Source organism: Aeromonas dhakensis (assembly GCF_002285935.1).
In the GTDB taxonomy this organism is placed as follows: Bacteria; Pseudomonadota; Gammaproteobacteria; order Enterobacterales; family Aeromonadaceae; genus Aeromonas; species Aeromonas dhakensis.
Genome location: NZ_CP023141.1, coordinates 3282134 through 3297105 on the forward strand (window position 1 = coordinate 3282134; position 14972 = coordinate 3297105).

Annotated in this window: 8 protein-coding genes; all 8 read right to left on the reverse strand. The window is 60.3% G+C overall.

Annotated features, from left to right (window positions below; genetic code table 11):
- Positions 1–22: 22 nt before the first annotated feature.
- The 8 genes from CK627_RS15295 to prc all read right to left on the reverse strand — a co-directional run bounded on the left by CK627_RS15295 (position 23) and on the right by prc (position 14965).
- Positions 23–253, reverse strand: a complete 231-nt coding sequence (locus CK627_RS15295; protein WP_017780103.1) for a glutaredoxin family protein — start codon at positions 251–253, stop codon at positions 23–25.
- Positions 253–2421 (reverse strand): bifunctional 23S rRNA (guanine(2069)-N(7))-methyltransferase RlmK/23S rRNA (guanine(2445)-N(2))-methyltransferase RlmL, encoded by a 2169-nt coding sequence (rlmKL, locus tag CK627_RS15300; protein WP_005300816.1) that lies wholly within the window; start codon positions 2419–2421, stop codon positions 253–255. Before rlmKL ends, CK627_RS15295 begins: the two co-directional genes overlap by 1 nt.
- Before the next feature lie 676 nt (positions 2422–3097).
- Positions 3098–3634 carry a cell division protein ZapC gene (locus CK627_RS15305; RefSeq protein WP_010634013.1) on the reverse strand — a complete coding sequence of 179 codons (537 nt, stop codon included), beginning with the start codon at positions 3632–3634 and terminating at the stop codon, positions 3098–3100.
- Positions 3635–3721: 87 nt separating this feature from the next.
- Complete coding sequence (pyrD, locus tag CK627_RS15310; RefSeq protein WP_017764522.1) at positions 3722–4732, reverse strand: quinone-dependent dihydroorotate dehydrogenase; 1011 nt, start codon at positions 4730–4732, stop codon at positions 3722–3724.
- 47 nt (positions 4733–4779) lie between these two features.
- Complete coding sequence (locus CK627_RS15315; protein ID WP_095592789.1) at positions 4780–9621, reverse strand: NAD-glutamate dehydrogenase; 4842 nt, start codon at positions 9619–9621, stop codon at positions 4780–4782.
- A gap of 278 nt (positions 9622–9899) precedes the next feature.
- Positions 9900–10121, reverse strand: coding sequence for a DUF2835 domain-containing protein (locus CK627_RS15320; RefSeq protein ID WP_005300804.1), 222 nt, complete (start codon positions 10119–10121; stop codon positions 9900–9902).
- A gap of 70 nt (positions 10122–10191) precedes the next feature.
- Positions 10192–12816 carry an aminopeptidase N gene (gene pepN, locus CK627_RS15325; protein ID WP_095592790.1) on the reverse strand — a complete coding sequence of 875 codons (2625 nt, stop codon included), beginning with the start codon at positions 12814–12816 and terminating at the stop codon, positions 10192–10194.
- 133 nt (positions 12817–12949) lie between these two features.
- A complete protein-coding gene (gene prc / locus CK627_RS15330; RefSeq protein ID WP_017780109.1) occupies positions 12950–14965 on the reverse strand; it encodes a carboxy terminal-processing peptidase in 2016 nt (671 codons plus the stop codon).
- Positions 14966–14972 lie beyond the last annotated feature (7 nt).

Consider the following 14972-nt stretch of genomic DNA (forward strand, 5'->3'; position numbering starts at 1 on the left):
CGTTTCATCGTCAAATCGCCCACTACTCCCGGGCGGCAAGCCACGCTTGCAGCTCCGCCAGGGTAAAGGGCCAACCCAGTTCACGCCCGGCCTCGTCGCGCACGACCGGAATGCGCACCCGGTAGGCCTCGAGCCAGTCGGCGTCATCCAGGATGTCGCAGCGGCGGGTCCTGCCGGCAAGGCCGGCCTGCTCCACCAGCCCCCAGGCCTGTTCGCACAGGTGGCAACCGTCGGTGTGAAACAGGGTCAGCATCAGCCCTGGGCCTCGGCATGGGTGATGATCCAGCAGTTGTGGATATGCTGGTTGCGCTCGAAATCCTTCGGCCGGGTCTTGCCGGTGATGTTCTGGGCCTTGAGACCGATGGCCTCGAGACCGGCCAGATCCATCTTGAAGTGGCGCTTGTTGTTGGAGAAGACCAGGGTGCCACCCGCAGCCAGCAGACGCTTGAGGTGCTGCATCAGCAACAGGTGATCGCGCTGCACGTCGAAGCTCTCGTCCATCCGCTTGGAGTTGGAGAAGGTGGGCGGATCGATGAAGATGAGGTCGTACTGTTCGTCCGCCTCGGAGAGCCACTTCAGGCAGTCCGCCTGCACGAACTTGTGTTCGCGGCCCACCAGCGAGTTGAGGCGCATGTTGTCCTGTGCCCAGTTCAGGTAGGTGCGCGACATGTCCACCGTGGTGGTTTCGCTGGCACCGCCCAGACCCGCGTGCACGGTGGCACTGCCGGTGTAGGCAAAGAGATTCAGGAAGCGCTTGCCACGGGCCATCTCGCCCAGCATGCGGCGGGTCTGACGGTGGTCGAGGAACAGGCCGGTGTCGAGATAGTCGTAGAGGTTGACCCACAGACGGGCACCGTACTCCTGCACCTCCATCCGGTGCTGCTCTTCGGAGAGCTTCTGGTACTGCTGTTTGCCTTCCTGACGCTCGCGCACCTTCAGGATCACCTTCTCGCCGTCCATGCCGGTCACCTTGATGGCGGCCTGTACCATGTCGAGCAGGCGCTGACGGGTCTTCTGGGCGGGAATGTCCTTGGGCGCCGCGTACTCCTGCACCACCAGATAGTCCTGATAGCGGTCGATGGCGGCGTTGTACTCCGGCAGATCGGCGTCGTAGAGACGGTAGCAGTCTAGGTTCTCTTTCTTCGCCCACTTCTCGAGGGCCTTCAGATTCTTGCGCAGACGGTTGGCAAAGTCCTGCGCCACCTCTTTTTGGGAGGCCACGGAGTCCAGCGCGATCTGGTAGTTGCGCAGCTGACACTCGAGCGCCCCGTTGAACAGGCGATATTGCTTGTCGGCGCGCAGGCGCAGACAGCTCAAAAGCTCGGGGGAGGCAGAAAGGATCGAGACCTTCCAGCCCTGGAAGCTGCGACGCAGGGCATCGCCAAGGGCCTGGTGCACCTCCAGCAGCGCCGGGAACTCACCGAGACGCTCGCCATAGGGCGGGTTGGAAATGAGCATGCCGACCTGACGGGTCTCCCCTTCCGCCGCCATGGGCAGCGGGTTTTCCAGGGCGGTCGCATCGGCCTGTTTGAAGGTGATGAGATGAGCCACGCCGGCGGCTTTGGCGTTGTCACGGGCTTTGAGCAGCACGCGGGAGTCGGCATCACAACCGAACAGCTTCACCTCGCAGCGCTGCATGCCGCGTTTGGCGCGCACTTGCGCCTCCATCATCAGGCTTTGCCACAGTTCGCTGTCATGCTGCAGCCAGCGATCGAAACCGAAGCGCTCGCGGCGCAGGGCCGGCGCCATGTCGGCGGCGATAAAGGCCGCTTCAATCAGCAGGGTACCGGAACCGCACATGGGGTCCATCATGGGCTCACCGGCCCAGCCGCTACGGGCGATCATGGCCGCGGCCAGGTTCTCTTTGAGCGGTGCCTCACCGGTGCCCTGACGATAGAAGCGCTGGTGCAGCGCGGGGCCTGACAAGTCCAGCGTGATATTGGCCTTGCCCTTGCCCAGATGGGCCATGATGCGAATGTCCGGGGATTTCTTGTCCACGTCCGGGCGCACATGACCACGCTTGGTGAAGCGATCGACGATGGCGTCCTTGATCTTGAGCGCGCCGTACTGGGTGTTGCGAATGGAGGCATTGGTACCGGTGAAATCCACCGCTATGGTGGCGGTGCCGGAGAAGTGCTCTTCCCAGGGAATGGTATGGGCGCCCAGATAGAGGTCCAGATCGTCGTTCATCTGGAACTCGGAGAGCACCAGCACGATGCGGGAGGCAAAACGGCTCCACAGACAGGCCTTGTAACCGATGGCCAGCTCGCCGCAGAAATGGACGCCGGCCACGGTCTCGCGGACCTGCTCTGCACCCAGATTGGTCAGCTCGACGGCCAACAGGTTTTCCAGCCCCTTGGGGCAGGTTGCAAAAAATTCTTTCATCACGCTCACGGGGAAGCCATAAAAATAGTGCCGCATTATACCTTAAGCGGCGATCCGGAGCAGCAAAAGCTTGGGCATGTCTGCATAAAGAACGCGCAGTTGACCCTGAGGCTGTGGTTGCGCCTGCACGGGATGAAGGCCGGTAATGGTGACATTGATGACAAGCGAGTGACTCCGTAACGACAGCACACGCAACGCCAATGCGAGTGATGGCACAAAAAGCAGTATCGGCTATTTTGCGAGCAAGTCTTGATCCGTTATCCGGATATATATTCCCCCTTGCCCTCTTCTAAATTGCCACATTTGACAGGAGTCAAACAAAACTCAAATCGTTATTATTCTTCACGACAGAGCAAGTCCTTTCTGTAAACCCCGTGCTTTGCCCTCCCGTTATCGTCCGTAAACGGGAGGGCTATTTTTTTACATCCCCTCCCCGTTTATGCCGACATTGCCCCGCCTGTCATATCTATCAGGTTTCAAGAGAAACTACAGGTTTTAGAATAGTCCCGTGTTGTTGATACAACAGCTTATTCCTCCTGTAGTGTGTGTTTGTCGCCCTCGCCTCGAATTGACGTGAGGGCATTTTTTCATATGAGCAGATAACGCGAAGAGAATAATGGGGCTGGTCAGGATGAGGCAGGATTAACAAGGGAGATACGTGATAGCGAGCCATTACAGGGTAAAAAACCAGTGCACCTCGCCAAGTTAACGATCAACCGACTTGGCGATATTGCGCCTGAGCAGCGGGTCTTGGGCTCATGCGATTGTTCATCACCTTGATGACGCCAAACCGGGGCAGTGTCTTGCTGGTGGTCAATATCAGATCGTCGGTCAGGTTCAAACAGACACTGGCCTGATCGCCGGCTTCAATCACCAGAAACTCCCCCTTGCCATGAGGCGTCCCCATGCACACCAGTGCACCGGTTTCCGGAGTGATAACCGGATGGGTTTCGCCAAAGAACCAGCTTTGTGGCATCAAGGGTTTGTAAAAGCGGCTGACGGCGATGGCATTGAGGACCAGCTGCACCTGATGGGGCACGCTCCACTCCAGTTCTGCCACCCTGTCCATCAGCTGATAATAGAGCGCGGCATCATCCACACAAAACGGCTGGGTGGTGAAGGAGCTAGGCACCAATTGCCGCCCTTTATATTCGGTGGCAAATATCATGCGATCGGATAAATCCAGCATCAGACGATCGTCATGAGCATCATAATGCCACTGCCAATTGTCATTGGGTTGGATACACATGGAGGTGCCCTTACTGGAAGTCGTTACTCGACTTTATTCCATGTCGAGAATTTCAGCAACTTTAAATAAAGGGCACCGATTTATTTCTTATATATGGGTCACAATCTCTTTGACCAGATCCGGGCCTTTATAAATAAAACCGCTATAAATCTGGACCAGACTGGCACCCGCTGCCAGCTTCTCGCGGGCCGCCATGGCGCTGTCGATGCCGCCGACCCCGATAATGGGCAGCGCACCATCCAGCGCCTTGGCCAGCTGGCGGATCACCTCGGTACTCTTGTGCTGCAGAGGACGACCGCTGAGTCCCCCCGCTTCACCGGCATGAGGCATGTCATAAATCATGTCGCGCTCGAGGGTAGTATTGGTGGCAATCACGCCATCGATGCCATTTTTTATCAAGGATGCGGCGACTTGATTAATTTCATCCGGGGTCAAGTCCGGGGCTATTTTAACGGCCAGCGGCACGTATTTCTTATATTGTGCGGCCAGCTCCTGCTGACGAACCTTGAGGGCGGCCAACAGTTCATCCAGTGCCTCGCCATATTGCAGCGAACGCAGCCCAGGGGTATTGGGGGAAGAGATATTGACGGCGATATAACCGGCGTGGTCATACACCTTGTCCATGCAGATCAGATAATCATCCTTGCCCTGCTCGATGGGGGTGTCCTTGTTCTTGCCGATATTGATGCCGATCACCCCCTGATATTTGGCCTGCTTGACCTGAGAGACCAGGTGGTCGACCCCTTTGTTGTTGAAACCCATCCGGTTGATGATCCCCTCGGCCGGAATGACCCGGAACAGACGGGGTTTGTCATTGCCGCTCTGGGGTCTGGGGGTGACGGTACCGACCTCGATAAAACCGAACCCCATGGCCCCGAAGGCATCGATACACTCACCGTCCTTGTCGAGCCCGGCCGCCAGCCCCACCGGATTGGCAAAAGAAAGCCCCATGACGGTGACGGGGCGTTTGGGCAGGGAGTGGCGGAAGAAACAATCGAGCGGTGTACCGAGAAGGCGGGGCAAATATTTGATGGAGAGATCGTGCGCCTGTTCCGGATTGAGCTTGAACAGGAAATGCCTGGCGAGAGGGTACAGCATGTTTGCTCCTTAAAAAAAGCCCCGGCAACTGGCCGGGGCTTTTGGGGTTATGCCGAGGTTCGGCAATTCAACTGGAGCAGGTTCAACTCTCGCAAGGCCACCGAGAACTTGGCGAACTCGTGAGTGCTGGTGGTCTTGAAGTCGGCCAACATGTGGGTCCAACGGGACAAGAGTTGCTCATGCTCCGAAATCCAGTCGGCCAGTATGGTAGCGCATTCTCCCTGATCTTTGCACCCTTCCAGTACCACGGAAGTGAGGCTGCGCTGTTGCCAGTCCAGATCTTCGCGGAACGAGGCCCGCGCCATCGCCTGCCAGTGGTTGCCCACCGGTTGATGGTTGATCTGTTCGAGGAACCAGTGCAGATCCAGCTTGGCACCGAGACGGTAGTAGACGTTGGCGACGCGCAGGATGTCGGTCTTGTGCTCCGCGGCAATCTGCGCCAGATCCAGGCTGGAGAAGAGACTGCTCATGTGGGCCACCTGACGGGCGATGGCTTGTGGCACCTGCTTGGCCACCAGGGCGGCGACCGCCTGCTGGTGCTCGGCCACTTCGCTCTCGTCCATCACCTCGTAGAGGTGCTCGGCCAGGGTCTCGAAGGCCGGACGGAAGAAGGCGATGTTCTCGCTGATGCTCCAACTGCGGTTGCGGGCGCGCAGGAACCAGCGGGTGGCGCGGCGCACGATGCGGCGGCTGTAGAACATCAGCTCGAGCTGGGTCTCGGCCCCCACCTGGTTGTCACAGGCTTCGATGTCGCGCCACAGGGCGTTGAGGCCGAATACCTCACGAGCCATGGCAAAGCAGCAAGCCACCTCGGCCAGGGAGGCGCCGGTCTCGTCCTTCATCCGGCTGGCGAAGTTGAGGCCCATGTCGTTGACCAGCATGTTGGCCACCCGGGTCGCGATGATCTCGCCGCGCAGCGGGTGCTGGGCAAGGGCCGCGCCGAACTGCTGCTGCAACTGGGCCGGGAAGCTGGTCACCAGCATGTTGGCGAGGAAGGGCTCGTCGGTTACCTCGGGGCAATTGAGCTGCTCTTTGAGCACCATCTTGCCGTAGGCCACCAGCACCGCCAGCTCGGGTCGGGTCAGCCCCTGCCCGGCAGCCATCCGCTCGGAGAGCTCCTCGTCGGAGGGCAGGAATTCCAGCGCCCGATCCAGCTTGCCTTCACGCTCCAGCCCCTGGATGAAACGTTGCTGCTCTTTGAGCTGCTCGGCACCGCGGAAACTGGTCACCGAGATGGACTGGGACTGGCGATAGGCGTTGGTGATAACGATTTGCGCCACGTCGTCGGTCATCTCATAGAGCATCTGGTTGCGCTGTTTGAGGGTCAGGTCACCGGCCGCCACCAGCTGGTTCAGCAGGATCTTGATGTTCACCTCGTTGTCGGAGCAATCCACCCCGCCCACGTTGTCGGTGAAGTCGGTGTTGATGCGTCCGCCCTGGCTGGCGTACTCCACCCGGCCCAGCTGGGTAAAGCCGAGGTTGCCGCCCTCGCCCACGATGCGGGCACGTAAGGAGCGACCATTGACCCGCAGCACGTCGTTACTGCGATCACCGACTTCGGCGTCGCTCTCGCGGGCGCTCTTCACATAGGTGCCGATGCCGCCATTCCAGAGCAAGTCCACATTCAGGCAGAGCAGGGCCTTGATCAGCTCGTTCGGGGCCATGCTGGCCTTGTCGGTGCCGAGCAGAGTCTGGATCTCGGGGCTCAGCTTGATGGACTTGGCCGAGCGCAGGAAGATGCCGCCCCCTGCCGAGATAAGTTCGCGGTTGTAGTCATCCCAGCTCGAACCAGGCAGCTCGAACAGGCGCTTGCGCTCGACGAAGCTCTTGGCCGCATTGGGGGTCGGATCGACGAAGATGTGCATGTGGTTGAAGGCGCCCACCAGCTGGGTGTGTTCGGAGAGCAGCATGCCGTTGCCGAACACGTCCCCCGCCATGTCGCCGATCCCGACGCAGGTGAAGTCGGTGATCTGGCAGTTGACGCCGATTTCGCGAAAATGCCGCTTGACCGACTCCCAGGCACCGCGGGCGGTGATGCCCATCTTCTTGTGGTCATAGCCGACCGAGCCGCCGGAGGCGAACGCATCCCCCAGCCAGTGGCCGTACTCCAGGCTTATCTCGTTGGCGATGTCGGAGAAGGTGGCGGTGCCCTTGTCGGCGGCCACTACCAGGTAGTAATCATCCTCGTCGTGACGCACCACGGATTTGGGCGGGATCACCTCGCCACCGATGATGTTGTCGGTCACGTCCAGCAGGCCGCGGATGAACAGGCGATAGCAGGCCTTGCCCTCCTCCTGGATGACGGCACGGGGCGCCCCCGCCGGCATCTGTTTGCAGTAGAAGCCGCCCTTGGCTCCCACCGGCACGATGACGGTGTTCTTCACCTGCTGGGCTTTTACCAGACCCAGCACTTCGGTACGGAAGTCCTCCTTGCGATCGGACCAGCGCAGACCGCCACGGGCCACCTTGCCCCAGCGCAGGTGCACCCCTTCCACCCGCGGCGAGTAGACGAAGATCTCGAACTTCGGCAGCGGCAACGGCATGTCGGTGATGCTGGAGGGGGCCAGCTTGAAGGAGACGTAGGGCTTGATGTTGCCCGCCTTGTCCAGCTGGTAGTAGTTGGTGCGCAGGGTAGCGTCGATCATCTCCACATAGCGGCGGATGATGCGATCGTCGTCCAGGTTGGCAACCTGATCGAGCTTGGCGGCGAGCTGCTCGTGCAGCTTGGCCTGTACCTTGGCGTCCTGCTTGCCGGCCGGATCCAGGCGCTGTTCGAACAGGGTAAACAGCAGTTGGGCGATATCCGGGTAGCGGGTCAGGGTCTCTTCGATATAGGACTGGCTGAAGGAGACGCCGGTCTGACGCATGTATTTGGCATAGGCGCGCAGCACGGATACCTGACGACCGGTGAGGCCGGCGCCCAGCACCAGCCGGTTGAAGCCGTCATCTTCCAGTTGCTTGTTCCAGATGGCCGCGAAGGCCTGCTGGAAGCGCTGTTGGCTCTGCTCCAGATCGAACGGCTGCTCCCCATGCAGCAGCATGGAGAAGTCGAGGATCCAGAAGATGTCGCCCGCCGGGGTGCGCACCTGATACGGGGTCTCACCGATGACCCGCAGCCCCATGTTTTCCAGCATGGGCAAGACGTCGGAGAGGTGGATGGGTTCGGTGCGGTGGAACAGCTTGAGGCGGACCCGGCGATCGTTCTCCTCCTCCTGGGCGCGGTAGAACAGCATGCCGAGCGGATTGGCCTCGTTCAGGTTGTCCAGCTCCATGATGTCGGCCACGGCGGAACCCGGCAGCACGTCTTCCTTGTAGGCACGGGGGAAGGCGGTGCTGAAACGACGGCGCAGTTCGTTGCCACGGGCTTCACCGTAGTGAGAGAGCAGCACGGAGTCCAGACGGTCATCCCAGCTGCGGGCCGCTTCAATCAGGTTGTTCTGTACTTCGTTCACATCCACATCCACGTTGTTGTTGTTGACCCGCACTATGTAGTGGGTCCGTGCCAGCACGCCCTCGGTGAAGTAGACGTTGAACTCCACCTCTTCGCTGCTGCCGAAATACTTCTGCAGGATCTGCTGGGTCTTGACCCGCAGCGCCGTGTTGTAGCGCTCCTTGGTGACATAGACCATGCAGGAGAAGAAGCGGCCGTAGACGTCGCGGCGCACGAACAGGCGCAGCATGTCGCGCTCCTGCATCTCCAGCACCCCGAGACCGGTGGCCAGCAGCTCCTCTTCGCGAGCCTGGATCAGCTCATCGCGCGGGTAGGTTTCCAGTACGTTCAGCAGCGCCTTGTAGGCATGGGAACCCTTCTCGTGACCGGAGGCGGCCATGATGCGCTCGAGGCGGTGGCTGATGAGCGGGATCTGGGTCGCGCTGGTGTTGTAGATGGAGGAGGCATACAGACCGATGAAGCGATCTTCGCCGATCACCTTGCCGTGCTCGTCGAAGCGCTTGATGCCGATGTAGTCCACATAGGCCGGGCGATGCACCCGTGATTTGCTGTTGGACTTGGTGAGGATCAGTAGGGAGGAGCTCAGGGCGGCGTGACGGGCACTGGCAGGCATGATGCCCAGGCGCTGCCCCTCATCCTTGATGGAGTTCTTCATCAGACCCAGGCTCGAATCCGGTTGCGGCAGGATCTCGTGATCCCCCTCCACCGCCTTGACGTCGTAGCGGCGATAGCCCATCAGGGTGAAGTTGTGAGCGGCCACCCATTTGAGGAAGGCGACGCAGGAGTCCACCTCGGCCTTGCTGACCGGGTGTTTGCGTTTGGGCAGCTCGTCGATGATCTCGTTCAGGCGTGCCAGCATGGGCTGCCAGTCACCGACCGCCAGGGCCACTTCACCGGCCACTGAGTTGAGCTCGGCGGTCAGCCCTTCCATCTGCTCCTCGCTGGTGAGGTGATCGATTTCGATGAGGAAGGCGGTCTCGACGGAGGTCTGTTCGGCCGTGTTGTCCAGATCCAGAATGGCGCTGATCTTGCCTTCACTGCCGCGAATGAGGTGCAGCGGCTGGTGCAGCATCATGTGCGCCGTGATGCCCCGGCGCTTGAGCGCCATGCGGATGGAATCCACCAGGAAGGGAGAGTCCTGCAGGATGATTTCGACGATGGTATGGGGAGACTGCCAGCCGTGGCGGGTCAGCTCGGGATTGTAGACCCGGATATAGGGCTCTGTGCTGGTGCGCTGGTTGAGCGCATTCCACAGGCTGAGCGCGGCGCCATAGAGATCGCTGTCATTGCGATCGTGCAGATCGGTGCTCGCCATGTTGCCGTAGAACTTGGCGACGAAGCACTCGACCAGGGAGGCACTCTTCTTGGGCAACTTCTGATGGATCAGGCTGAGAACGTTTTCGAGCAGAACTGAGGTAGGGGCGTCTTTCAATGCCATTTCTATATTCCTTATCGGACGACATTAACCACCGACACAGAGACATCCACCCTGGATGCCCACCGGTACAGAGTTGCTGCGAAGTGTAATGTCTTGGATCAAGGAAGGCGAGCAAAGGTGATAATGAGTTGTTAAAAACAAGGGACAGATCACGCCTTAAGCTGTGAAAAATTTTGCCGTTCTGGCAAAAAACAGAAAATCCCACTGGATGGTTACGGATTTACCGGATAGATAGTGACTGAAAGCAGTGAATTACGCGGAAATATGTTCAAGTTTTGTTAATTTATGCGTTCGAGGCTGATAAAGCGATAATCGTCCTGGGTTTTGAGGCGAAAGTAGCCATGTACCCCGCTGATGGCGACGAAGGGCCGGATTTTCTCAATGCCCAGTTCCAGGGTCAGCCCCTGCTCGCTGCGCACCACCAGCCGTTTGGCATGGCCCTGGTACATCAGCATGACCTCGTCATGGCTCAATGAGAGGCGAAAGGTAAACTGCTTCACGATGACTCCTCTGGTCGTGGTTGAAGACTCACGGTAAAGGGCGGGAGATGACTCCCCCGCCCGCTCGTGCTTACTGCTGCAGCGCCTTGCTCACCTTCTCGAACAAATCCCGCGCCAGCCCCTCGAGGTTGGCCAGACGGGTCAGCTCGGTGCGGATCAGCGCCTTGCGCCCCTCATCGAGCCGCTTGAACTGGATGAGCGGAGTGATGAGGCGGGATGCCACCTGCGGATTGACCTCGTTGAGCTCGATCAGCAGATCGGTCAGGAAGCGGTAACCGCGACCATCGCGCGCATGGAACTGCACCTGGTTGTTCATGGCAAAGCTGCCCACCAGCGCCCGCAGCCGGTTCGGGTTGCGAATGCTGAAGGTGGGGTGCGCCATCGCCTGCTTCACCTCTTCCAGCACGTCTTCCGCCGGCTTGGCACCCACCAGCCGCAGCCAGTTGTCCAGCACCAGTCCGTCCTTGGCCCACTTGCCCTCGAAGTCGGCCAAGAGCTCGGCGCGGCACGGCAGCAGATGACTGTTGGCCACCTGCAGCGCCGCCAGGGTGTCGGTCATGTTGTCGGCGGCGGCATATTGCTGGCGTACCAGCAGATCGGCGCTGCCGGCGTCGAGGGCCGCCAGATAGCCCAGCACGACCCCCTTGAGCGCCCGCTTGGCCATGTCGGCGTGCACCACCTGATAAGCCGGCAGGCGCAAACTCTCGTAGCAGGCCACCAGACGGGCCCCGAAGGCCTGGGCCAGCGAGGTCTGGATCTCGTTGCGCACCTGATGGATGGCATCGATGTCGGCCACCTCGAACAGCTCGGCCAGGGTCGCCTCGCCCGGCAGCGCCAGGATCTCCGCCTTGAGGGCGGGGTCGAGCCCTTCGTCGTCAAGGATGGCGACAAAGGCCGCCAGCAGGGTCCGGGAGACATCAACCCCCTGCCCTCGCTGAGTCCGGGCCACACCGTCGATCACCGCCTTGTTGATCAGCATCTGCGCCGCATCCCAACGGGCAAACTCGTTGCGGGCATGGGGCATCAGGAAAGCCAATGCCTCGTCGCTGTAGTCAAAATGCAGTTTGACCGGCGCCGAGAAGTCCCGCAGCAGGGAGGGCACCGGCTTGACCGATACCTTGTCGAACACGAAGGTCTGCTCCGCTTCCAGCACGTCCAGCACGTTGCCGATGGCCTTGCCCTGGTACTGCAGCGGGATGATGGCCCCCTGCTCGTCATAGAGTTCGATGTCGAGGGGGATATGCAGCGGCAGTTTCTGCGGCTGATCCTGGGTCGGCGGGGTGTGTTGGCTCACGTGCAGGCGATAGACGCCGCTGTCGGCATCGTACTCGTCGGTCACGGTGAGCTCGGGGGTACCGGACTGGCTGTACCAGCGTCGGAAGCGACCGAGATCCACCCCGGAGGCATCTTCCATCGCCTGCACGAAGTCATCGCAGGTGACCGCCTGACCGTCAAAGCGCTCGAAATAGAGGCGCATGCCCGCCTGGAAGGCCTCCTCGCCCAGCAGGGTGTGCAGCATGCGGATCACTTCCGAGCCCTTCTCGTAAACGGTCAGGGTGTAGAAGTTGTTCATCTCGATCACCACATCCGGGCGGATCGGGTGAGCCATGGGGCCGGCATCCTCGGCAAACTGCGGGCCGCGCACGGTGCGCACGTTGTTGATGCGATTGACCCCGCGCGAACCCAGATCGGAGGAGAACTCCTGATCCCGGAACACCGTCAACCCCTCTTTCAGGCTGAGCTGGAACCAGTCACGACAGGTGACGCGGTTGCCGGTCCAGTTGTGGAAGTATTCGTGGCCGATCACCCGCTCAATGCCGTGGTAGTCGCTGTCGGTGGCGGTGGCCGGGTTGGCCAGCACGAACTTGGAGTTGAAGATGTTGAGCCCCTTGTTCTCCATGGCGCCCATGTTGAAGAAGTCCACCGCCACGATCATGTAGATGTCGAGGTCGTACTCGAGGCCGAAGCGCTGCTCGTCCCAGCGCATGGAGTTGATGAGGCTCTCCATGGCGAAACCGGCTCTGTCCAGGTTGCCCTTGTCGACGAAGATCTCGAGGGCCACCTTGCGGCCGCTCTTGGTGGTGTAGTGGCTGCGCTCCACGTCGAAGTCCCCGGCCACCAGCGCAAACAGGTAGCTCGGTTTCGGGAAGGGATCCTGCCACTGCACGAAGTGGCGACCGTCACCCAGATCGCCGCTGTCGACCTTGTTGCCGTTGGAGAGCAGGAAAGGATACTTGGCCTTGTCGGCGGTGATGCGGGTGCTGTAGCGGGCCAAGATGTCGGGCCTGTCCATGTAATAGGTGATGCGTCGGAACCCTTCCGCCTCGCACTGGGTACAGTAGGCATCGCCGGACTTGTAGAGCCCTTCCAGCGCGGTGTTGGCGGCCGGGTTGATGTCGGTGACTATGGTCAGCACGCACTCGGCCGGCAGGTTGAACAGGGTCAGGCTGCTCTCCCCCTGCTCGTACTGGGTAAAGGCAACCCCGTCCACGCTGATGGCGTGCAGGACCAGCCCTTCGCCATCCAGCACCAGCGGCTCCTTGTGGTCGCCGTTGCGGCGCAGGCGGGAGATGGCGGTGACCCGGGTCTGCGGCTCCTGCAGCTGGAAATCGAGGTCGATGCTGTCGCACCAGTAGAGCGGCGCCTGGTAATCCTGGCGATATTTGGCCGTCATGGCCTGGGAGTGATCGGTCATTATTGTTTGCTTCCACGCTTGTTATTGACGTGTCAGAGGCTGTCATAACCGGTTGGCAGGGTCAAATAGTTTGCATTCAGGCAAAGGAAAGGGCGACCTAAGTCGCCCTTGTTGATTAATTGGCTGTCCCTGTTCAGCCGCGTTTGCTGAGCTTGGCCAGATCCGCCGTGATGTTGGCAGCCTCGACCAGATACTCGTCGGGTGCCTCAAAATCGGCAGGCAGATCGTCCAGGCTCTTCACCGTCGGCTTGCCCAGGCGAGTCAGGCGTTCGTTGGCGCGCTTGAGCGCCTTCTCGTCCTGCTTGGCCTGATCCGCCAGCCGCTCCGCCTCGTTCAAGGAGACCGACTTCTTGTCTTTCTCCTCCTTGTACTCGGCGATGTCCTGCATCACGTAGGCAAACTCCGGATCCTTGTTGATCCGCGCCTCGTGGGCCGCCTGCAGCTTGGGCAGCAAGCTGGCAAAGTTGCCGAGCTTGTCGTACTTGGCCGACGCTATCTTGTCCCACGGCAAGGCGTTGAACTCGCGGCTCTCGCCCGTCTCTTCCGGTGCCACCGCGGTGGGGAAGCTGATGTCCGGGGCGACACCCTTGTTCTGGGTGCTGCCACCGTTGATCCGGTAGAACTTGGCGATGGTGTACTGCACGTGACCCAGCGGCTGCTCGTAGAAGTCATAGACCTTGGCGAGGCTGCGATGCTGCTGCACCGTGCCCTTGCCGAACGAGTTCTCGCCGAGGATCAGGGCGCGGCCGTAATCCTGCATGGCGGCAGCGAAGATTTCGGAAGCCGAGGCGCTGTAGCGGTCGATCATCACCGACATGGGGCCGCCGTAGTAGACGTTGCCGTCGTCATCACCGTTGACGGTGATGCGGCCCATGTGATCCCGGATCTGCACCACAGGGCCGCTCGCGAAGAACAAGCCGCTCAGGGCAGAGGCCTCGGTCAGCGCACCGCCGCCGTTGCCGCGCAGATCGACGATCAGACCCTCGATCTTCTGCTTGTTGAGGCTGGAGAGCTCCTTGATCACGTCGTCGTGCAGGTTGACGTAGAAGCTCGGGATCTCGAGCACGCCGATCTTCTTGCCCTCGGCGGTGATCACCTTGGACTTGGCGGCCCTGTCTTCCAGACGCACCTTGTCACGTACCAGCTCGATCTGCTCGGTCTTGGCGCTGGCGCCCTTGCCGCGCTGGATCTCCAGCTTCACCTTGCTGCCCTTGGGCCCCTTGATGAGCTCGACCACGTCATCGAGACGCCAGCCGATCACGTCGACAATCTTGCCGTCGTCCTGCCCTACCCCGACGATCTTGTCGTCCGGTTTCAGGTGGTTGGACTTGGCGGCCGGGCCGCCGGGCACCAGGGAGCGAATGACGGTGAAGTCATCTTCGGCCTGCAGCACGGCACCAATCCCCTCCAGCGAGAGGTTCATCTCGGTGTTGAAACGATCGGCGCTGCGCGGAGACAGATAGCTGGTGTGCGGCTCGATGGCGCGAGCGAAGGAGTTCATGAAGAGCTGGAATACATCCTCGCTCTCGGTCTGGGACATCCGCTTGATGGCGTTGTTGTAACGCTTGCCGAGCAGCTCCTTGATCTCGGGCCACTCCTTGCCGCTGAGCTTGAGGCTCAGGGCATCGAACTTGACCCGCTGGCGCCACAACTCGTTGAGTTCGGCCTCGTCTTTCGGCCAGGCCGCCCCTTCCCGATCAAACACGTAGTTGTCGGGCTGGGTAAAATCGAAAGGAGTATCGAGCAGTTTGAGGGCGTATTCGAACCGCTCATAACGCCGCTGCTGACTCAGGTTGAACATCTCGTAAGCCGGCGCCAGCCGCCCTCTTTCGAGGTCGGTGTCAAAGCCGGTACGGTACTTTTCAAAACGGCTGATGTCAGAGGCCAGAAACAGGTTGCGGCTGTAATCCAGATTCTCCAGATACTTGTCAAAGATCACGGAGGAAAAGGCATCGTCCAGCTTGAACTGCTTGTAATGCGAGCGGGTAAACAGATTGGCAATTCGCTTGCTAGCCGTAGCATGTTGGCTCTCCTGAGCCAACACAGGCAAATCACTTTCCTTGAGCACCGGCTCGATGGCCTGTGCAAGCCCGGCAAGCGCCAGGCTACAGGCAACGAGGGAAAAACGAATTACGCCATGCTTCAACATTTGTCTC

Bases quoted from the DNA above. Each gene is read 5' to 3' on its own strand.
- CK627_RS15295 (WP_017780103.1), bottom strand. From the start codon at position 253: ATGCTGACCCTGTTTCACACCGACGGTTGCCACCTGTGCGAACAGGCC.
- rlmKL (WP_005300816.1), bottom strand. From the start codon at position 2,421: ATGCGGCACTATTTTTATGGCTTCCCCGTGAGCGTGATGAAAGAATTT.
- CK627_RS15305 (WP_010634013.1), bottom strand. From the start codon at position 3,634: ATGTGTATCCAACCCAATGACAATTGGCAGTGGCATTATGATGCTCAT.
- pyrD (WP_017764522.1), bottom strand. From the start codon at position 4,732: ATGCTGTACCCTCTCGCCAGGCATTTCCTGTTCAAGCTCAATCCGGAA.
- CK627_RS15315 (WP_095592789.1), bottom strand. From the start codon at position 9,621: ATGGCATTGAAAGACGCCCCTACCTCAGTTCTGCTCGAAAACGTTCTC.
- pepN (WP_095592790.1), bottom strand. From the start codon at position 12,816: ATGACCGATCACTCCCAGGCCATGACGGCCAAATATCGCCAGGATTAC.
- prc (WP_017780109.1), bottom strand. From the start codon at position 14,965: ATGTTGAAGCATGGCGTAATTCGTTTTTCCCTCGTTGCCTGTAGCCTG.